Origin of the sequence: Bradyrhizobium sp. Bra78 (assembly GCF_024519855.1) — a bacterium.
Taxonomy (GTDB): Bacteria; Pseudomonadota; Alphaproteobacteria; order Rhizobiales; family Xanthobacteraceae; genus Bradyrhizobium; species Bradyrhizobium japonicum_G.
This window is the reverse complement of the sequence record NZ_JALJRE010000004.1, coordinates 179,178-196,897: the sequence shown is the minus strand read 5'-3', so window position 1 is coordinate 196,897 and position 17,720 is coordinate 179,178. Positions and strand designations below refer to the sequence as shown.

The following is a 17,720-nucleotide window of genomic DNA, read 5'->3' as shown; positions in this document are numbered from 1 at the left end:
CGCGGACTTCAAGCATTTTCAGGCTTCAGAAAGCTCAGATTCGCGAAGCTTCCGCAACGTCTCGTCAATCATGCGTGCCAAGGTCTTGTCAATCATGACCCGCAGTGACGCTGGATTAACCAGCCTTTTTAAGCGGTTTCGGAGCGGCGCGCGCTAAGGTCCTCGCATCGACCGGGAACATAATCCTGGCGGGGAGAACGAAGCCGTGAGGCGTCAAACAGCAACAAGCGGGATCGCTCCCGCCGGGTCGGGCCGCAGCTTGCGGCTCGACCCTCTTTCCCTTCCGGTCCGCTTCGATGCGCATGATCCGCGCGCCGACGGATACACCAGGCAGATCGAGCTTCATCGCGAACGCGTCGTGCTGCGCCGTGCCGTCCGCGGCATGCAGATGGCGATCAACGTCCGCGTCAGCGACTTCACCGGCGTCGCTCTGCGCGGCAACGACGAGGCGCAGACCCTCGTGCTCGTGCATCGCGACCCCTCGCTCTCCGTTCCGCTGCTGGTCAGCGCCGACGGCGACGATCTCGCCGAGGCCTGGGCCGTGTGGAGCGAGCTGTTCGCACTTCCGCAGCTCGACGAAGGCGCCCGCAAGCCCGCAGCCCGCCGTCGCCGCGCCAACGCGATCCGCGCCCGCCGTCCGAAATTCCTGATGCGCCGCCGCACCGGCATCGCACGCGAACTGCCGGTGCATCAGGGCGAACGCGAGATCATCGCGAGGAATTAGGCCGACCGCATCACCGCGTCGACCAGCAATCCCGCAAACAGCAGCAGCCCGGCATCCCGGTTCGAATAGAACAGCCGCTTGCAGAGCTCGCCGTCGCTGATCTTCAGCCGCACGATCTGCGAGGCCAGATGCACGGCGAAGGCCGCTAGCCCGAGCCAGGCCGGCCAGCGCGCATCGCCGGACGCCAGCGCCACGCCGATCAGCACCACCGACAGGCCGTAGAACAGGATCAGCGCCTGATGGGTGTAGGCGCCGAACAGGCGCGCGGTCGACTTGATGCCGATCAGCGCGTCGTCCTCGGCGTCCTGATGCGCGTAGATCGTGTCGTAGCCGATCACCCAGGAAATCGCGCCGGCATAGAGCACGAGCGCGGTGACGTCGATGCGTCCGAAGGTGACGGCAAATCCCATCAAGGCGCCCCAGGAGAAGGCGAGCCCGAGCACGGTCTGCGGCCACCAGGTGACGCGCTTCATGAAGGGATAGATCGCGACGATCAGCAGCGAGGCAATGCCGGTCAGAATCGCGAAACGGTTGAACTGCAGCAGCACCACGAGCCCGATCAGCGCCTGCGCGATCATGAAGGCCAGCGCCTGCTTCGTGCTCACCTGCCCCGACGGCAGCGGCCGCGAGCGGGTGCGCTCGACCTTGTCGTCGAGGTCGCGGTCGGTGATGTCGTTCCAGGTGCAGCCCGCCCCGCGCATCACGAAGGCGCCGATGAAGAACAGGACGATGATGAGCGGCAGGCCGCGGACGTCATGCGCCATGCCGGCGGCGAGCGCCGCCGACCACCAGCACGGCATCAACAGGAGCCAGGAGCCGATCGGACGATCGAAACGGGACAGGCGCAGATAAGGCCGCGCCCATTGCGGCGCGCGGGTATCGACCCAGTTGCCGGTGGAATCGGCAACGCGGGCGGATGTATCGCTCATCGGGTCAGGACGTTGCCGTTGAGCGTGTCGAAGGTGCTGCCGCCCTTCTTGCCGGCATTGGCCTCGGGCGCCGTGCCCGACCCCAGCACCTCGCTCAGCGACGGGCCGGCCGGACCGCGCGGCTGGTTCTGCATCTGCTGCGCGACATTGCAGACCTTCGTCTGCATGGCCTCGGTGTTCTTGTGGCCGGCCTTCATCTGATCGCCGATCTGGGGCGGGATTCCGCATTTGGCGGCGTGGGACTCGATGTACTTGATCATCTTGGCTTCAGCCTGGCCGAAGCTGCGGATCAGCTTGCAGGCCTCGTCCGGCGCAGCGTGACGGTCGCTCGCGGCCTTGATCAGCTTGCCACGCTTCTCGGCGTCCTCGCGCAGAGGAATGAAGGCCTTCATGCAGTCCTCGCCGGGTCCGCCTTGCGTCGGCGGGGCCGCGCTGAAGGCGCCGGCGCCACCGACGGGCGCGGCACCGTTCACGGGGAAGGACGAGCGCGGCGCGCCGCCGACGGAGGCGACCGGGGCCGAGCCGTTCACAGGCGGAAACGCGGGATCGGGCGCTGCCTGGCCAGGCAGCGGCGCCGGGAAGGCGCTCTGCGCATAGGCGCCGGCGGCGCCCATGGCGACCATGGCGGCAGTGATCGGAACCATCAAATGACGGATCATCAAGGCAGTCTCTCCGGCAGGAGCTTACGGGTTCGGCGCCTTCCCAATTGAAGCGCAACCAGCGTGTTCGCGATTTTACGATTCCCGCCGGCGCTTAACAACCCGTCGAATGGGGCAGGAGCGCGGCGCGCCGACGCACCAGTTTGGCAATATTTGTCCCCGAAATGGCGGGTTTCGGTTAAGAACGGCGGCAAATCGGACCTTGAAAGATGCCTTCCCACGATTTCCGCGCCCCCCGCCTGTTCGTCGATGCCCCCCTTGCCCAGGACGCCAGGGTCGCGCTCGACCGCGACCAGAGCAATTATCTCGGCAATGTGCTGCGGCTGGCCGCCGGCGCCGAGGTTTTGGCATTCAACGGCCGCGACGGCGAGTGGCAGGCTGCCATTGAAGGTCGCAAGCGGCCGGACGGCCTGGTCATCCTCCAGCAGACCCGGCTCCAGGACCGGCTGCCCGACATCGCTTACGTCTTCGCCCCGCTCAAGCACGCCCGGCTCGACTACATGGTGCAGAAGGCCATCGAGATGGGCGCCGCAACGCTGCAGCCGGTCCTGACCCGCTTCACCCAGGCCTCCCGGGTCAACACCGAGCGGATGCGCGCCAATGTGGTCGAAGCCGCCGAGCAATGCGGCATTCTCAGCATCGCCACTGTTGCCGAGCCGGTGCCGCTGGAACGGTATCTCAGTCAGCGCGCCGAGGGCAGGCTGCTCATCTTCTGCGACGAGGCGGCAGAGGTCCAAAACCCCATCCAGAGCCTGCAAGGCCCGCGCGAATCCAGACAAGGTATCGACGTATTGATCGGGCCAGAGGGCGGCTTTGCCGAGGAAGAGCGCGCGCTGCTGCTGCGGCAGCCCAAAATCCTGCGGCTGGCCCTGGGCCCCCGGATCATGCGGGCCGATACGGCCGCGGTAGCCGCGCTGGCCCTTGTGCAGGCGGTGCTGGGCGATTGGGGCGGCGGAAGCGGCTAGACTCTCTCTCGCATCGACCGGTGCAGGGTCTCGGAAGGCAGCTCTCCGAAGGCCGCCCTGTAACTCGCCGCGAACTCGCTGAGATGCCAGAACCCATGCGCAATCGCGCAGGACTTCACACTGCGCCGCCCGGGGCCGATGCGCAGTTGCCGACGCACAGACCAGAGGCGCAAGACCCGGCTATAGCGATGCGGACTCATGCCGCAGATGGCCTGCGCGGCACTCTGGAGCGTCCGGACGGACACGCCCACCTGCCGCGCCAGTTCGGTCGTCTTGTGCCAGATCGTCAGATCGTGCCGGATCAATTTTTCCATATCCGCGACGATCCGCCGATAGCCGTCCGTCGTGGATGGCACGGGTCCGCCGCCCACGCTGGTGCCAATCGCGGCTTCCATCTTGCTGCGCAGGGATTGCTCGACGATGGCGCGCGACGCCGGCTCGTTCAGGAAGCCCGGATCATGTGCTGCGATTTCAAGCGTGTTGGAGATCAAGCCGCGCAGGGAGGCGAGCACGTTCGATGCCGGGTTCAGCAAATGATAGCCCTCACCCAGTTGAGGCCAAGGTTCACGGTGGGGGAGAGCGAAATAGATAACGGCGATCAGACGGCCCTCCGGCTCATACACGAGGCAATCGGAATCGCCTGCCAGAATGAGGACGGAACTACCAATTGTTTGCCCATTGATACGGGCAGAGGTCACATGATCCATCGGCACCACCACGGCGACGGCATGCGTCAGCTGATAGCCGCGAATGATCCGCGGGAAGGTCCTCAGCAGAGACACGGTCAGGGTCGGCAAGCAGAGCCGCGCGCGCATGATTGCGGTCGCCCCGGCAGACAACGGCATGCTGGATGCGCCGGCATATCTCTCGCTTTCATCGAAATGATCCATGTCATACGATCGGAGCTCGAGGGCTGAGGACGGTTTGAGCCCCTGAAACGACAGCAAACCGTCCGTCGCCGATCTTTGCACTCCGTCGCGAGCAATGTTGAGATGGCTTTGATCCATATCCTGCCGCTTACTTCGCTTTCCTTGTAGATGCGGTGCCTTTGGCGGCGAGCAGATCATCCGGCCCGTTGATTCCGGCGCGCCTGAGGTCCCGAAGCAGCTTCGTCAGCAGCAGCATGTTGGTCTTCTGCAGTTCGTGATTGTTTCCGAACCTGAATGCGTTCTGCTCGGTCACGATGAGGCCGGCCTTGGTCTCGGCGAGAATTTTCCGCCTCTTGAGTCCCGTCACGCGACGGCGAACTGTCTCGAGTGGCAGGCTGAGGAAGCGAGAGAGTGCCGCACGAGAAACCCCTTGCTTGATGACATCCGGCTCGACCGCATGAATGCTGGAAAACCTCTCGTCCAACGACGGATCGTTCATCACACCTATGACGTTCGCATTCAGAATCGCATGAACGATCAGAAGGTCCAGCGGATCGAACTCGTCGTAATGCCGGAAAAGCTCGCTGATCGAAAACAGCATATAGGCAAGCGTGTGTCGCGAGACCGTCCGGATAGCATCTGAAGTATTGAGCATGAATCGGAAACCAACATTCATCTTGTAAACGACGGCAGCGGCGAGCGGATCACCCTGCATACCCAAAATGAGTATGCGACGACTTGCCTATCGTCCTCAATTTCTCATTGTGAGGCTGGCCTGCAGTTCCAGGCGCATCGAGGCGCGTTGGCCAGACAATTTCGCGACCGGCCGAGCGACTGACCGTCGCATGCCTGCCTGCCGAAACTCCGACGCGCGACCACCGTATCCAGTTACTTCGATGATGCCGCCATTCGGCTGGCAGTTGCGCAGGACGACATGGCCATGGACGAGGATCTCGTATTCGAGATGCGGCGACGCGAGGAATTGCGATTGATCAGAGCATTTCTCGGCATAACCGACCCGAGCAAGCGGCAGAGAATCCTCAAACTGACAGAGCAGCTCGCGGATGAGGCCATCCCCGACGCGGCAGGACTCGCCTTCGCCTCGCCCGAGACATCGCTTGGCGAAGCGCCCGAAGACATCGCTGGACGGCCTGAATAAGGAGGGTATGTCGCTGGGGTGGCCGATCGACTTCCCTGTCCAAACCAGGAAGGGACCAAGTGACGGCAATATGGTATTTAAATACCTCTAATGGCCGTCACGAAGAGCAAGGCTTTGCGATTTGGTTGCCGAACGGTCCGGAAGCTTGAGGGCCCAAGTCCGCCCGGTCACGTCGAAGCCATCGGCAACGCGATGAAAAATCCGGGAAGCCGACCGTTAAGCGATTGATCCTTTGGAGGTCGAAACCGCTTTCGGGCCATGCTAAGGGCTGCGCCAACTCTCGCCCTTGCCTGCCCGGTTCCACCCGGGACGATGGACCCCGTCATGACCGCGACTGCCACCTCAAATGCTGCCGGCTCCGCCGCCTGGGCGGATACGCTGCTGCTGTCGTTCGCGCAGGCCGGCTATGTCAGGGCCGAGCCCGCGATCCTGCAGCCGGCCGAGCCATTCCTGGATCTCTCCGGCGAGGACATCCGCAAGAGCCTGTACCTGACCACGGACCTCTCCGGCGAGGAGCTCTGCCTGCGCCCGGACCTGACCATTCCGGTTGCGCGCGATTACCTCGCCTCCGGCCGCGCCGGCCAGCCGGCCGGATTCAGCTATTTGGGGCCGGTCTTCCGATACCGCAGCGGACGGACCAGCGAGTTTCTTCAGGCCGGCATCGAATCATTCGGCCGGCAGGACCGCGCAGCGGCCGATGCCGAGATGCTGGCGCTGGCGCTCGAGGCAACCGCCGCCTTCGGCGTCCGTGACGTGGAGATCCGCACCGGCGACGTGGCGCTGTTCAACGCGCTGCTCGACGCGCTCGACCTCTACCCGGTCTGGCGCCGCCGCCTGGTCAAGGATTTCAACCGCAAGATCAGCCTGGAGCAGGACCTGGGGCGGCTGGCGGCCGCAACCACCGCGACCCGCAGCGAGTATGAGGGTGTGCTCGCAGCGCTTGCCGGCTCCGACCGCAAGGCGGCGCTCGCCTTCGTCACCGATCTGATGTCGATCGCCGGCACCACCAATGTCGGCGGCCGCACCACGGCCGAGATCGCCGACCGCTTCCTCGAGCAGTCGACGCTGAAGGGCGGCGCGCTGCCGCGCGAGGCGATCGCGGTGCTCAAGCGCTTCCTGTCGATATCGGGCAATCCCGACGACGCAGTCGCCGAGCTGCGCGCGCTCACCAATGATGCGAAGCTCGACCTCAGTGCCGCCATCGACCAGTTCGAAAGCCGGGTCGGGTTCATGGCCGCGCGCGGCATCGATGTGAAGGGAACCCGCTTCTCGACCGCGTTCGGACGGGGCCTGGACTATTACACCGGCTTCGAATTCGAGCTGCATCACCGCGGCAACGGCGCCGAGCCGCTGGTCGCCGGCGGCCGCTATGACGGGCTGATGACCCAGCTTGGATCGGCCGAACCGATCCCCGCGGTTGGTTTCTCGGTCTGGGTGGATGCGCTGACCCGGATCGGCCGCAAGGTGGGAGCTTAAGTCATGAGCGCGCCATTCGTTCTGGCCGTTCCCTCCAAGGGCCGCCTTCAGGAAAATACCGAGGCCTTCTTCGCCCGTGCGGGCCTCAAGCTGTCGAAGGCCGGTGGCGCCCGCGACTATCGCGGCACCATCGCAGGTCTCGACAATGTCGAAGTCGCCTATCTCTCGGCGAGCGAAATCGCATCGCAGCTGTCCCGCGGTTTCGCGCATCTCGGCGTGACCGGCGAGGATCTGGTGCGCGAGACCATCGCCGATGCCGACCAGCGCGTGTCCCTGATCGAGGGCCTCGGATTCGGCTACGCCGACGTCGTCGTCGCGGTGCCGCAGGCGTGGATCGACGTCCGCACCATGGCCGACCTGGACGACGTCACCACCGGCTTTCGCGAGCAGCATCACATGCGGATGCGGGTCGCAACCAAGTTCATCAACCTCACCCGCTCCTTCTTCCAGAGCCATGGCATCACCGATTACCGCATCGTCGAAAGCACCGGTGCGACCGAAGGCGCGCCGGCGGCCGGTGCCGCCGAGCTGATCGTCGACATCACCACCACGGGCGCGACGCTCGCCGCCAACGGCTTGCGGGTGCTCGACGACGGCGTGATGCTGCGCAGCCAGGCCAATCTGGTCGCTTCGAAAGACGCCGACTGGTCGCCGCAGGCGCGGGAGACCGCGCGTATCATCCTCGATCACATCGCGGCACGGGCGCGGGCCAACAAATATCGCGAGGTCCGGACCCGCTTCAAACAGTGCGACGCCGCCCTGCTTGGCGAAGCCCACAGCCGGTTCGGCGTCGAGACCCCGTTCGGCGGGCCGACCTCGTCGGGCATGCTCACGCTGCACTGCCCGCCCGGGCAGCTCTATGCGCTGGCGAGCTTCCTGCGCGAGCATGGCGCCGAGACCGTCTCGGTGGTTTCGCTCGACTACGTCTTCGACCGGGAGAACCCGCTGTTCGCCAGGCTCGAGGCGTTCCTGCGGCAGTGAGCCCCAGGTTCGTTCAGCGTAGCGACAGCAAACGGCAGCTACCATATGCTGTTGTGAAGACTTTGAACGCCTCTGGGACCTCGATCGATGACGCTGGGCTCTGACGTTTCCGGCATGACGACCACCGCAGCCAGCGCCGCCGCGAAGGGGCTGTCGATTGTCGTCCCCGTCTACAACGAGGCGGCGGGCCTCGCCGGCCTGCACCAGCGGATCTGCGAACTCGCCAGGACCTTGCGGCAGCGCTATCGGCTCGCTTGCGAGATCGTCTATGTCGACGACGGCAGCGCGGATGCGACGCTGTCGATTGCACGCACCCTGCCGGCCGACGCGCTCGACGTCCAGGTCGTCTCGCTGTCGCGCAATTTCGGCAAGGAGGCGGCGCTGATGGCCGGCCTCGACCATGCCCGCCTCGGCGCCGTGATGTTCATGGACGGCGATGGCCAGCATCCGCCTGATCTGGTCGAGCAGCTGGTGCGGCACTGGATCGAGGACGGCTACGACGTCGTTTATACCGCCAAGGCGCATCGCGACAACGAGCCCTTCCTGCGGCGGCTCGCCGGACGGGGTTTCTACGCGCTGATCAATTGGGGCGCGCGCCAGAAGATTCCCGAGGACGCCGGCGACTTCCGCCTGCTGTCGCCGCGCGCCGTCGCAGCCCTCCGGCAGCTGCCGGAACGCAATCGCTTCTTCAAGGGTCTGGCGAGCTGGATCGGCTTCCGCCAGATCCGCGTCGACTACGAGCCCGCGCCACGTACCCATGGGGTGACGACGTTCAGCGCCGCGCGTCTGCTGGGCCTCTCGATCGAAGGCGTGACCTCGTTCTCGGTGGCGCCGCTGCGCTTTGCCAGCCTGCTCGGCGTGATCCTCGCCGGCGGCGCCTTCCTGTTCGGCCTCTCGATCCTCTGGGAGGTCTGGACCACCGGCAAGCAGGTGCCCGGCTATCCCTCCCTCGTGATCGGCCTGATGACCATCGGCGGCGTGCAGCTCATCATGATCGGCATCGTCGGCGAATATATCGGCAAGATCCTTTCCGAGCTGAAGGCACGCCCGATCTACTTCGTCGCCGAGCACAGCGAAAAGCATTTCGAGACCGACAAGGCCGACGACGCCTCGAAGAGGACGGCGGCCGAATGAGTGCGGCCGCGGAGCTGCGGCGGATCTGGCTCTGCGCCGACGATTACGGCATCAGCCCGGGTGTCAATCGCGCCATCCGCGACCTGATCGAACGCGGCCGCCTCAACGCCACCTCGGTCATGATGGTGGGCCCGGCAATCGAGCGCGGCGAGGTCGAGGCGCTTCAGGCTTCAGCGAAGACAAATGCGCGCTGCGCGATCGGACTGCACGTGACGCTGTCGGCGCCGTTCCGGCCGCTCACCATGCATTTCCGTCCACTCGACGGCGACATGTTTCTCCCGTTTCCGAAGTTGCTGCGCGCAGGCCTGACGCGAAGGCTCGACCGCGAATTCTTTCGCAACGAGGTCAAGGTGCAGCTGGCGGCGTTCGCGGAGGCGTTCGGACGCGTGCCCGATTTCATCGACGGCCACCAGCATGTGCAGCTGTTTCCGCAGGTGCGCGACGGCTTTGTCGACGCGGTCAGCGAGATCGCGCCAAAAGCCTGGGTGCGCCAGGGCGGCCGTGACCTGCCGCTGGCGCAGCGACTTGCCTCGCCGAAGGCGCTGGTGCTCGACATTCTCAGCGCGCAGTTTCGCCGGCGCGCCGGCGACGCGGGCCTCGGCTTCAATCCCGGTTTCGCCGGCGCCTATGATTTCACCCGCGCCGCCGATTTCGGCGAGTTGATGCGGCAATTCCTCGAAGGCCTGCCGGATGGCGGCCTCGTGATGTGCCATCCCGGCTTCGTCGACGACGTCCTCACCGGCCTCGACCCGATGACGGATGTCCGCGAACGCGAGCACGCCTATCTCGCCGGCGATGCCTTCGCGCGCCTGCTGACGGACAGCGGCGTCACGCTGGGATGAAACCGGCGGAAAGCAGGCCTTGCGAGGCAGCTTGTCGCATACCGAAATTTAATCCAGCCGGCACTGTTGGGGCCACAATGGAACCCTACATCTGCCTCGCGCTTGTTTTGCGCGATGGAGACAGATCATGACGCCGCAGGAACGCCAGCTCGTCGACGAGCTTTTCGACCGGCTTTCGAAACTGGAAAATGCACCGCGCGATCCCGATGCGATCGCCGCCATCTCCGACGGGCTGCGCAAGGCCCCCGGCGCGATCTACGCGCTGGTGCAGACCGTATTGTTGCAGGATGAAGCGCTGAAGCGCGCCCATGCCCGCATTCAGGAGCTGGAGGCGGGGCACGCGCCCGAGCAGGCGCAGTCCGGCGGCTTCCTGGATACGATGCGCGACACGCTGTTCGGCGGGGGCCCGTCGCGCGGCTCGGTTCCGAACGTGCCGCCGCGCGACGCGCGGCCGGTCTGGAACAGCGGTCAGGCGATGCAGCAGTCCCAGCCCGGTTATGGCCAGCCGCCCTATGGGCAGGCTTACGGTCAAGGTCCAAATCAAGGTCCGGGTCAGGGCTATGGCGCCCCGCCGGTCGGCGGTGGCGGCGGCTCGTTCCTCGGCACGGCGGCGGCAGCCGCGGCCGGCGTCGTCGGCGGCTCGCTGCTGCTCTCCAGCATCCGCGGCATGATGGGCGGATCGCACCAGCAGGCCTTCGGCGACACCAATGCCTTGGGCGATCGCAGCCCCTGGAGCGGCAGCGACCAGTCGGGCGGCTCGCTCGCGCGCGATGCCGGCCTCGACGACATCGGCTCTAGTCGGGACCGCGGGGATGCTTCCCGCCAGGGCTTTGCCGACCAGGCGTCGAACGACGACCGGAATTACAACGATCAGAACGACAACGGCGACGATAACGTCGACCTCGCCGACGACAGTGATTTCGGCAATGACGACGGCGGCAGCGATTACGCCTGACGCTTTTATCTCTGCGCCAAACGAGAACGGCCGCCGATGAGGCGGCCGTTATTGTTTCGAGCGCGATGCGCCTACATCACCACGACCCTGGTGCCGACATTGACGCGGCCGTAGAGATCGATGACGTCCTCGTTGCGCATGCGGATGCAACCGGAAGAAACGTTGGTGCCGATGGTCCAGGGCTCGTTGGAGCCGTGGATGCGGTAAAGCGTGGAGCCGAGATACATCGCGCGGGCACCGAGCGGGTTTTCCGGGCCGCCTTCCATGTGTCTCGGCAAATCGGGACGACGCGCGATCATTTCCGCCGGCGGCGTCCAGTCCGGCCATTCGCGCTTGGCCGTGATCGATTTCACGCCGGACCAGGTGAAGCCGGGACGCCCCACGCCGATGCCGTAGCGCATCGCGCGGCCGTTGCCCTCGACCAGATAGAGGAATTTGTTCGGCGTATCGACCACGATCGTGCCGGCGCTTTCGTTGCCGCTATAGTCAACGGATTGTTTCTCGAATCTCGGATCGAACTGACGCTGGCGCGGGTCGACCGCGTCCTGCTGAATTGCCCCCTGGACTTGCGGCTCGCCCATCGGCGGCAGGCGGCGCTGGTCGTAATAGCCGGGCTGTTGCTGATACACCGGCTGCTGCGGTGAGTAGGCCGGACCGCGGCCCGGACCGTCACCGAACAGGAACTCGATGAAGCCACCGCCCATGTTCGCATTGGAGGCGACGCGCACCGGCGCCGGCGGCACCTGCGGCTGGTAGAGCACCGCGGGCGGATCGTTCGGCACCGTGTTGTCGAAGGCGCTGGCGCGATCGGCGCCGGCAATGAAGGTGCAAGCGCCGCCGAGCAGCGCCACAGACATTTTCTTGAACATCGACGTACTCTGTACTGTTTCGTCTAGATCACACGCGTCGTGGCGAGCTGATGGCTGATCCGCGCGCCCCGCGACGTGGTCAATAAAAAGCAAAAGCCGTTTTGTTTGGTAAACGAAAGCGGCATTTGGATTCACCACGTCGCCAGCAGCGGTGCAATTCGGCGATCAGCGTTTATTTTCGGTGAATGCCGCACGCCCATGGTTAATTGCTTCTTTGCGCGCCGTCGCGCGACGCAGCACAACAGTTCCTGCTGTGAACTTCGTGTTAAATCGCTTCTGCCTACAAAGACGCGTGAATGAGGTGGGGGGAGTATCCTGATGGCTGTTCACCGCAAACGTTTTCGTGTCGAAGATATCGTCGGTGGCGAAATGCCAATCCTTGACGTAACCGAAGAGGCAATGCCGATGCACAGCGAGATCATGGCCGAGCTGCGTGCGATCCGCGCACAGATGGCGAAGGGCACCCCTGTCCCGCTGTCCGGCAGCGCCGCCATGGCCGCGATCGATGCCTCCACTGCCCACGAGCTCTCCGAAGCCCGCACCATGCTCGATACCTACCGGGCGCAGATCGAGCAGTGCGAAAAGCTGAAGGTCGAGCTCGACCTCATCCACGACGCCATCGACCGTACCAAGCGCGAGATCGCGACACTGCACGGCAAGAGCTTCGACGGCGGCGAAATGGCCAAGGTCAATGGCGAGCTCGGCGCGGTCGTCGGCGGCACCGAACAGGCGACCCAGCAGATTCTCGAAGCCGCCGAGTCGATCGACCAGGCGGCCAGCGCGATGTCCAAGGTGCAATCGGCCGACCAGCAGAAGCGGCTCGCCGACGACATCCAGGAACGCGTCATCTCGATCTTCGAGGCCTGCAACTTCCAGGACCTGACCGGCCAGCGCATCAGCAAGGTCATGACCACGATGAAGTTCATCGAGCAGCACATCAACGCCATGATGGAGATCTGGGGCGGCGTCGACGCGATCAAGGCCCACGTGCCGGCCCCGGTCGATTCCCGCAGCGAGGACGAGAAGCTCCTCAACGGCCCCAAGCTCGCCGGCGACGTCGGCCACGCCTCGCAGGACGACATCGACGCGCTGTTCGACTGAGCGGACGCGGCAGAGTGAAAAACAAAACGCCGGCGCGAGCCGGCGTTTTTTTTGGCGTCATTGCGCCATGACGCGTGGTGAGAGCCCAGCCCCGATCACGCCCTCGGCGCGCAGCGGACGTAGACCATGTTGCCGTAGCGGGTGGCGGCGTCCTTGTCGATGAAGCGGGTGATCAGGACGCGGCCGTCGAAGGAGACGATCTCGCGGTCCTGCTCGCCGGGCGTCGGGCCGGCAGGCCCGATATAGTTCTTGCCGCTGGGCGAGCCCTTCAGCCGCAGCTCCTGCGGCGTCGCCTGGTCGGCCAGATGCATGATCACGCCGCCGGAGGAACCGGCGGTGATCACGTAGGGATTTTTGCACTGGGCACGGGCGGCGGCCTCGGTGCGGGCGCGGTCGGCCGGGTTCTGGAACGAGGCGAGACCCCAGCGGCCGACGATCTCGTCGGCGCGGATGCTCGCCGGCATTTCCGGACCGGTGCCGGGCTCGGCTTCGGGCGGCGGCGAGGATGACGAGAAGGACGGCAGGCTCATGCCGCCGCCGCAGGCGCCCAGCAACAGCGCCAGACAAGACGCGGCCGCCAGATTGGCGACCGTGCGCGCGTGAGCCGAACTGATCATGGCATTCCCCCGAACAAGACCATGGCCGCACCCCTTCCGCAGCCAAGCGCAAAACCGCCGCCTGAGCAATGACGTCCTTTGATACGCCGGCGCCCCGAACAAGTTTCCAATACCACCATCCTATATCCGCCTCACCAATCGCTTAACCACCTTTGCTTGACAGGATCGCGGCCAAGCCATATTTCCGAGCCCACTATTAGCACTCGGAAAGCCCGATTGCTAAGCGCGCCGTTTGATCCTCGGGGAGAGGGTGGACGGACAGCGCCGCCCCACCCACTTCCGCTAGTTCCGAAGCGAGCCTCCAAAGGGAAACGTCATGGCTAAATCCAAATTTCGTCCGCTGCATGACCGTGTCGTGGTCAAACGTATCGACGCCGAGGAAAAGACCAAGGGCGGCATTATCATTCCGGACACCGCCAAGGAAAAGCCGTCCCAGGGCGAAGTCGTCGCCGTCGGCCCCGGCGGCCGCGACGAGGCCGGCAAGCTGATTCCGATCGACCTGAAGGCCGGCGACCGCGTGCTGTTCGGCAAGTGGTCGGGCACCGAGGTCAAGATCGACAACGAGGATCTCCTGATCATGAAGGAGTCGGACATCATGGGTGTCCTGGCCTAAGGCCGTCAGCCTGAACCGCCGCTGAATGCGCCGCTGTCGTGCCCGGGCTTGCCCCGGGCATCCATCATTCTTCGCCAGGTGATGGATTGCCGGGACAAGCCCGGCAATGACGAAGAGAGCGCGCCGCAGCACGAACAAGACACATCACGAAACACGAGGGTTTGCAGACCATGGCTTCCAAAGACGTCAAATTTTCCGGAGACGCGCGCGATCGCATGCTGCGCGGCGTCGACATTCTCGCCAACGCCGTCAAGGTGACGCTCGGCCCGAAGGGCCGCAACGTTCTCATCGAGAAGAGCTTCGGCGCGCCCCGCATCACCAAGGACGGCGTCACCGTCGCCAAGGAGATCGAGCTCGAGGACAAGTTCGAGAACATGGGCGCGCAGATGCTGCGCGAGGTCGCTTCCAAGACCAACGACACCGCTGGCGACGGCACCACCACCGCGACCGTGCTGGCCCAGGCCATCGTGCGCGAAGGCGCCAAGGCGGTCGCCGCCGGCATGAACCCGATGGACCTCAAGCGCGGCATCGACATCGCGGTCGCGTCCGTCATCAAGGACATCGAGAAGCGCGCCAAGCCGGTCGCTGCCTCCTCCGAGGTCGCCCAGGTCGGCACCATCTCGGCCAACGGCGATGCCGCCATCGGCAAGATGATCGCCCAGGCGATGCAGAAGGTCGGCAACGAGGGCGTCATCACCGTCGAGGAGAACAAGTCGCTCGTCACCGAGGTCGACATCGTCGAGGGCATGAAGTTCGACCGCGGCTATCTGTCGCCCTACTTCGTCACCAACCCCGAGAAGATGCTCGCCGAGCTCGAGGACGCCTACATCCTCCTGCACGAGAAGAAGCTGTCGGGCCTGCAGGCCATGCTGCCGGTGCTGGAAGCCGTGGTGCAGTCGGGCAAGCCGCTCGTCATCATCGCCGAGGACGTCGAGGGCGAGGCACTGGCCACCCTGGTCGTCAACCGCCTGCGTGGCGGCCTCAAGGTCGCCGCCGTCAAGGCGCCGGGCTTCGGTGATCGCCGCAAGGCCATGCTCGAGGACCTCGCGATCCTCACCGGCGGTCAGCTCATCTCCGAAGAGCTCGGCATCAAGCTCGAGAACGTCACGGTGAAGATGCTGGGCCGGGCCGGCAAGGTGGTGATCGACAAGGAGAACACCACGATCGTCAAGGGCGCCGGCAAGAAGCCGGAGATCGAGGCCCGCGTCGGCCAGATCAAGGCCCAGATCGAGGAGACCACCTCCGACTACGATCGCGAGAAGCTGCAGGAGCGCCTCGCCAAGCTCGCCGGCGGCGTCGCGGTGATCCGCGTCGGCGGCGCCACCGAGATCGAGGTCAAGGAGAAGAAGGACCGCGTCGAGGACGCCCTCAACGCCACCCGCGCCGCGGTGCAGGAAGGCATCGTCCCCGGCGGCGGCGTCGCGCTGCTCCGCGCCAAGAAGGCCGTCGGCCGTCTCACCAACGCCAATGCCGACGTCCAGGCCGGCATCAACATCGTCTTGAAGGCGCTGGAAGCCCCGATCCGCCAGATCTCCGAGAACGCGGGCGTGGAAGGCTCGATCGTCGTCGGCAAGATCCTGGAGAACAAGTCCGAGACCTTCGGCTTCGACGCCCAGACCGAGGACTATGTCGACATGGTCGAGAAGGGCATCATCGATCCCGCCAAGGTGGTCCGCACCGCGCTCCAGGACGCCGCCTCCGTGGCCGGCCTCCTGGTGACCACCGAGGCCATGGTCGCCGAGACGCCGAAGAAGGAAGCTCCGCCCGCCATGCCGGGCGGCGGCGGCATGGGCGGCTTCTAAGGCCCATCCCTTCCATTACAATCATGCGAAGGCCGCCTCCGGGCGGCCTTCTTTTTTACCGATCATGGAAGGAGGTTTCCGATTCAACCGGCGGCCAAAACCCACTACGGTGACGCGCCGATTCTAAATTTTGAGCATGATCGGTTCGGAAAACCGCTTCACACTTTTCCGGATCATGCTCCCTTCCCCGGGGATTTCGTCGATGCGCGCGCTTCTGGTCTGCTCCACCGCCCTTCTGGCGGCCCTGCTTGCGATTTCGCCCGAGGTCGCATCCGCCCAGATGAAGCTGTCGCCGAAGGCCACGGCCCCGGGCGGAACCGAGACGCGCTATTTCACCTCGATCGACGGGCTGATGGACGGCAACGCCGACGTGATCCTGAAGGAGACGCGGCAGGGCAAGACGGTCACCGCAGCCGTGCTCGACGTCTGCTATCCCGTCGCGAAGAATTCCGATCGCAAGGACCGCTTCGTCGTCAATCTCCAGGTCTCGGGCCAGAACCTGACCGGCACGACGCAGAGCCTCGGCGAGAAGGCGCCCGTCACCGTCAAGCTGCTGCGCAAACAGGCCGGGGACTCGTTCGAATTCCGCGGCCAGATCGCGATTGGCCAGGCCGTGACCGAGGTCACCTCGCCCGACAATTCGGACCTCAGTGAAAAAGAGTTTCTGGACAACCAGACCTCCGACGACGGCATCACGCCGCAGCCAAAGGACTTCACCGACGTCTCGCCCGAAGCGATCGCGGTCAAGGTCAAGCTGGAGGCCGCGAACGAGTTCCTGAAGAGCCTGAAGGGCCAGGAGGTCGAGGTGACGCTGGCGAGCCTGACCGTGGGCTGCGATGCGCTGCGCGCCGGCGAGCAGACCATCAACATGTCGGTCGATCCGGAGCGCGCGGCAGCGCTGCTGGCAAAATTCAAGGCGATGCCCGGCGTCACCGCCGCGGGCTGGACCGCGGGCATGACCGAGATGGACCGCACCATCCGCATTCCCGCCGCCGACTGGCGCGACGGCGAAAGGATCAACCGCGACAAGCTCGCATCCGCCGTCGCCGGCGTGCTGAGCAGGACGCTCGCGGCAAAGCCGGTCTCGCAAGGCTTCAACCCGGCCACGGGCAGGCTCAAGCTGGTCTTCAAGCGGCCGAACCAGGATTTCCCGGCACTCGAGCTCACCGACACGATCGAGGTTGCCGGCCTGGTCTCGCCCGACAAGCCCGGCACGACCGACAAGCTCATGCTCTGGATCGGCAGCCCCTCGACCACGACCGCCGACGAGAGCAGCGGCGCCAAGCTCAATCTGTCGGACGATGCGACCGCCGACGAGGAAGCCGATCAGCCCGACGACAACGGCTCGGCCGAAGCGCTCGCCAAGGAGCTGAAGGGCCAGCGCTGGGACGCCGACAAGTCGGTGTGGAAATAGGCTCTCGTGCCCCGGACGAAGCGCTGCGAGCCGGGGCCCAGAAGCCGCACGCGAGATCGAGGATAGACAACCGGGTCCCGGCTCTGCGGCGCATCGCTCTCGCGCTGCGCCTTGTCCGGGACACGAGAGCGAGACCTAGATTAATTTCCGTTGACGCGAAAGCGCAGCGGCTTGGGGCCGAGAAGCGTGAGCACGTCGCCCTGACGCTTCCAGGTCTCGACGCTGCCGAGGGCTGCGACGAGATCGTCGTCGGCCTGCGCCCTTGCCGACGGGCAGGCGCGGTCCTGGATCTGGCCGGGGACGAAGATCACGGTGTTGCCGGCGACCGAGAACTGGCCCTTGCCGCCCTTGCACCAGAGCTCCAGCACGACTTCGCCGTTGTCGCCGATCTCGATGTTCGGAATCCGCTTCGAGCCCGGCTGCGGCAGCGCCTCCAGCGTCATCTCGGTGCCGAACGGAAAACCGTCCTCCGCACGCGCGAGCGTGGACATCGCGAGCATTGCAACCGCTGCACACACCAATCGCTTGAGCGAAACCATGAGACCTCTCGACCGACCCGATTTGCCGCACCTTCTATAAGACGGCGGCGCCGTTGAGAAGGTTCGCCGGCC

Annotated in this window: 19 protein-coding genes; 12 read left to right on the top strand and 7 right to left on the bottom strand. The window is 65.2% G+C overall.

Annotated features, from left to right (window positions below; all coding sequences use genetic code 11):
- Window positions 1-205: 205 nt before the first annotated feature.
- Window positions 206-724, top strand: a complete 519-nt coding sequence (locus OC450_RS11525) for a DUF6101 family protein (RefSeq protein WP_211381425.1) — start codon at window positions 206-208, stop codon at window positions 722-724.
- Here the strand turns inward: OC450_RS11525 and ubiA are convergent.
- Window positions 721-1,653, bottom strand: a complete 933-nt coding sequence (gene ubiA / locus OC450_RS11520) for a 4-hydroxybenzoate octaprenyltransferase (RefSeq protein WP_262047904.1) — start codon at window positions 1,651-1,653, stop codon at window positions 721-723. The genes OC450_RS11525 and ubiA overlap by 4 nt on opposite strands.
- Window positions 1,650-2,312, bottom strand: a complete 663-nt coding sequence (locus OC450_RS11515) for a hypothetical protein (protein ID WP_211381423.1) — start codon at window positions 2,310-2,312, stop codon at window positions 1,650-1,652. Before OC450_RS11515 ends, ubiA begins: the two co-directional genes overlap by 4 nt.
- Before the next feature lie 209 nt (window positions 2,313-2,521).
- Here OC450_RS11515 and OC450_RS11510 point away from each other — a divergent pair, with 209 nt between their 5' ends.
- On the top strand, window positions 2,522-3,277 hold the full coding sequence (locus OC450_RS11510; RefSeq protein ID WP_256807047.1) for a 16S rRNA (uracil(1498)-N(3))-methyltransferase: 756 nt from the start codon (window positions 2,522-2,524) through the stop codon (window positions 3,275-3,277).
- Here the strand turns inward: OC450_RS11510 and OC450_RS11505 are convergent.
- Window positions 3,274-4,167, bottom strand: a complete 894-nt coding sequence (locus OC450_RS11505; protein WP_262047903.1) for a helix-turn-helix domain-containing protein — start codon at window positions 4,165-4,167, stop codon at window positions 3,274-3,276. The genes OC450_RS11510 and OC450_RS11505 overlap by 4 nt on opposite strands.
- A gap of 127 nt (window positions 4,168-4,294) precedes the next feature.
- Window positions 4,295-4,861, bottom strand: coding sequence for a hypothetical protein (locus OC450_RS11500; RefSeq protein WP_256807051.1), 567 nt, complete (start codon window positions 4,859-4,861; stop codon window positions 4,295-4,297).
- Between the two features lie 225 nt (window positions 4,862-5,086).
- On the opposite strand from OC450_RS11500, the gene OC450_RS11495 reads away from it, so the two are divergent.
- The 6 genes from OC450_RS11495 to OC450_RS11470 all read left to right on the top strand — a co-directional run bounded on the left by OC450_RS11495 (window position 5,087) and on the right by OC450_RS11470 (window position 10,693).
- Entirely contained in the window at window positions 5,087-5,305 is a 219-nt protein-coding gene (locus OC450_RS11495) for a hypothetical protein (RefSeq protein WP_249128796.1), read from the top strand.
- 324 nt (window positions 5,306-5,629) lie between these two features.
- On the top strand, window positions 5,630-6,781 hold the full coding sequence (locus tag OC450_RS11490; protein WP_211381419.1) for an ATP phosphoribosyltransferase regulatory subunit: 1,152 nt from the start codon (window positions 5,630-5,632) through the stop codon (window positions 6,779-6,781).
- A gap of 3 nt (window positions 6,782-6,784) precedes the next feature.
- Window positions 6,785-7,762: an ATP phosphoribosyltransferase gene (gene hisG / locus OC450_RS11485; protein ID WP_211381418.1), complete on the top strand. Its 978-nt coding sequence runs from the start codon at window positions 6,785-6,787 to the stop codon at window positions 7,760-7,762.
- An 87-nt stretch (window positions 7,763-7,849) separates the two neighbouring features.
- Entirely contained in the window at window positions 7,850-8,896 is a 1,047-nt protein-coding gene (locus OC450_RS11480; RefSeq protein ID WP_211381417.1) for a glycosyltransferase family 2 protein, read from the top strand.
- Window positions 8,893-9,738 carry a ChbG/HpnK family deacetylase gene (locus tag OC450_RS11475; protein ID WP_256807055.1) on the top strand — a complete coding sequence of 282 codons (846 nt, stop codon included), beginning with the start codon at window positions 8,893-8,895 and terminating at the stop codon, window positions 9,736-9,738. Before OC450_RS11480 ends, OC450_RS11475 begins: the two co-directional genes overlap by 4 nt.
- Window positions 9,739-9,865: 127 nt before the next feature.
- Complete coding sequence (locus tag OC450_RS11470; RefSeq protein ID WP_211381415.1) at window positions 9,866-10,693, top strand: DUF2076 domain-containing protein; 828 nt, start codon at window positions 9,866-9,868, stop codon at window positions 10,691-10,693.
- A 71-nt stretch (window positions 10,694-10,764) separates the two neighbouring features.
- Here the strand turns inward: OC450_RS11470 and OC450_RS11465 are convergent, their stop codons facing one another.
- Entirely contained in the window at window positions 10,765-11,562 is a 798-nt protein-coding gene (locus tag OC450_RS11465) for a L,D-transpeptidase (RefSeq protein ID WP_262047902.1), read from the bottom strand.
- A 318-nt stretch (window positions 11,563-11,880) separates the two neighbouring features.
- On the opposite strand from OC450_RS11465, the gene OC450_RS11460 reads away from it, so the two are divergent.
- Window positions 11,881-12,663, top strand: coding sequence for a protein phosphatase CheZ (locus tag OC450_RS11460; protein WP_211381413.1), 783 nt, complete (start codon window positions 11,881-11,883; stop codon window positions 12,661-12,663).
- Window positions 12,664-12,758: 95 nt separating this feature from the next.
- Here the strand turns inward: OC450_RS11460 and OC450_RS11455 are convergent, their stop codons facing one another.
- Window positions 12,759-13,280, bottom strand: a complete 522-nt coding sequence (locus OC450_RS11455; RefSeq protein ID WP_007596953.1) for a hypothetical protein — start codon at window positions 13,278-13,280, stop codon at window positions 12,759-12,761.
- A gap of 316 nt (window positions 13,281-13,596) precedes the next feature.
- Between OC450_RS11455 and groES the strand changes: the two genes are divergently transcribed.
- The 3 genes from groES (at window position 13,597) to OC450_RS11440 (ending at window position 17,109) form a co-directional block, all read left to right on the top strand.
- A complete protein-coding gene (groES, locus tag OC450_RS11450; protein WP_211381412.1) occupies window positions 13,597-13,893 on the top strand; it encodes a co-chaperone GroES in 297 nt (98 codons plus the stop codon).
- Window positions 13,894-14,063: 170 nt separating this feature from the next.
- A complete protein-coding gene (gene groL, locus OC450_RS11445; RefSeq protein WP_211381411.1) occupies window positions 14,064-15,695 on the top strand; it encodes a chaperonin GroEL in 1,632 nt (543 codons plus the stop codon).
- Window positions 15,696-15,897: 202 nt separating this feature from the next.
- Complete coding sequence (locus OC450_RS11440; protein WP_262047901.1) at window positions 15,898-17,109, top strand: hypothetical protein; 1,212 nt, start codon at window positions 15,898-15,900, stop codon at window positions 17,107-17,109.
- Between the two features lie 140 nt (window positions 17,110-17,249).
- On the opposite strand, the gene OC450_RS11435 is transcribed toward OC450_RS11440, so the two are convergent.
- On the bottom strand, window positions 17,250-17,648 hold the full coding sequence (locus OC450_RS11435; RefSeq protein ID WP_211381409.1) for an META domain-containing protein: 399 nt from the start codon (window positions 17,646-17,648) through the stop codon (window positions 17,250-17,252).
- Window positions 17,649-17,720 lie beyond the last annotated feature (72 nt).

Excerpts from the sequence above, each read along its gene's own strand:
- OC450_RS11460 (WP_211381413.1), top strand. The coding sequence starts at position 11,881 with ATGGCTGTTCACCGCAAACGTTTTCGTGTCGAAGATATCGTCGGTGGC.
- OC450_RS11515 (WP_211381423.1), bottom strand. The coding sequence starts at position 2,312 with ATGATCCGTCATTTGATGGTTCCGATCACTGCCGCCATGGTCGCCATG.
- OC450_RS11470 (WP_211381415.1), top strand. The coding sequence starts at position 9,866 with ATGACGCCGCAGGAACGCCAGCTCGTCGACGAGCTTTTCGACCGGCTT.
- ubiA (WP_262047904.1), bottom strand. The coding sequence starts at position 1,653 with ATGAGCGATACATCCGCCCGCGTTGCCGATTCCACCGGCAACTGGGTC.
- OC450_RS11455 (WP_007596953.1), bottom strand. The coding sequence starts at position 13,280 with ATGATCAGTTCGGCTCACGCGCGCACGGTCGCCAATCTGGCGGCCGCG.
- groES (WP_211381412.1), top strand. The coding sequence starts at position 13,597 with ATGGCTAAATCCAAATTTCGTCCGCTGCATGACCGTGTCGTGGTCAAA.
- hisG (WP_211381418.1), top strand. The coding sequence starts at position 6,785 with ATGAGCGCGCCATTCGTTCTGGCCGTTCCCTCCAAGGGCCGCCTTCAG.
- OC450_RS11505 (WP_262047903.1), bottom strand. The coding sequence starts at position 4,167 with ATGGATCATTTCGATGAAAGCGAGAGATATGCCGGCGCATCCAGCATG.
- OC450_RS11500 (WP_256807051.1), bottom strand. The coding sequence starts at position 4,861 with ATGCAGGGTGATCCGCTCGCCGCTGCCGTCGTTTACAAGATGAATGTT.
- OC450_RS11510 (WP_256807047.1), top strand. The coding sequence starts at position 2,522 with ATGCCTTCCCACGATTTCCGCGCCCCCCGCCTGTTCGTCGATGCCCCC.
- OC450_RS11440 (WP_262047901.1), top strand. The coding sequence starts at position 15,898 with ATGCGCGCGCTTCTGGTCTGCTCCACCGCCCTTCTGGCGGCCCTGCTT.
- groL (WP_211381411.1), top strand. The coding sequence starts at position 14,064 with ATGGCTTCCAAAGACGTCAAATTTTCCGGAGACGCGCGCGATCGCATG.
- OC450_RS11490 (WP_211381419.1), top strand. The coding sequence starts at position 5,630 with ATGACCGCGACTGCCACCTCAAATGCTGCCGGCTCCGCCGCCTGGGCG.
- OC450_RS11495 (WP_249128796.1), top strand. The coding sequence starts at position 5,087 with ATGGACGAGGATCTCGTATTCGAGATGCGGCGACGCGAGGAATTGCGA.
- OC450_RS11480 (WP_211381417.1), top strand. The coding sequence starts at position 7,850 with ATGACGCTGGGCTCTGACGTTTCCGGCATGACGACCACCGCAGCCAGC.
- OC450_RS11475 (WP_256807055.1), top strand. The coding sequence starts at position 8,893 with ATGAGTGCGGCCGCGGAGCTGCGGCGGATCTGGCTCTGCGCCGACGAT.
- OC450_RS11465 (WP_262047902.1), bottom strand. The coding sequence starts at position 11,562 with ATGTTCAAGAAAATGTCTGTGGCGCTGCTCGGCGGCGCTTGCACCTTC.
- OC450_RS11435 (WP_211381409.1), bottom strand. The coding sequence starts at position 17,648 with ATGGTTTCGCTCAAGCGATTGGTGTGTGCAGCGGTTGCAATGCTCGCG.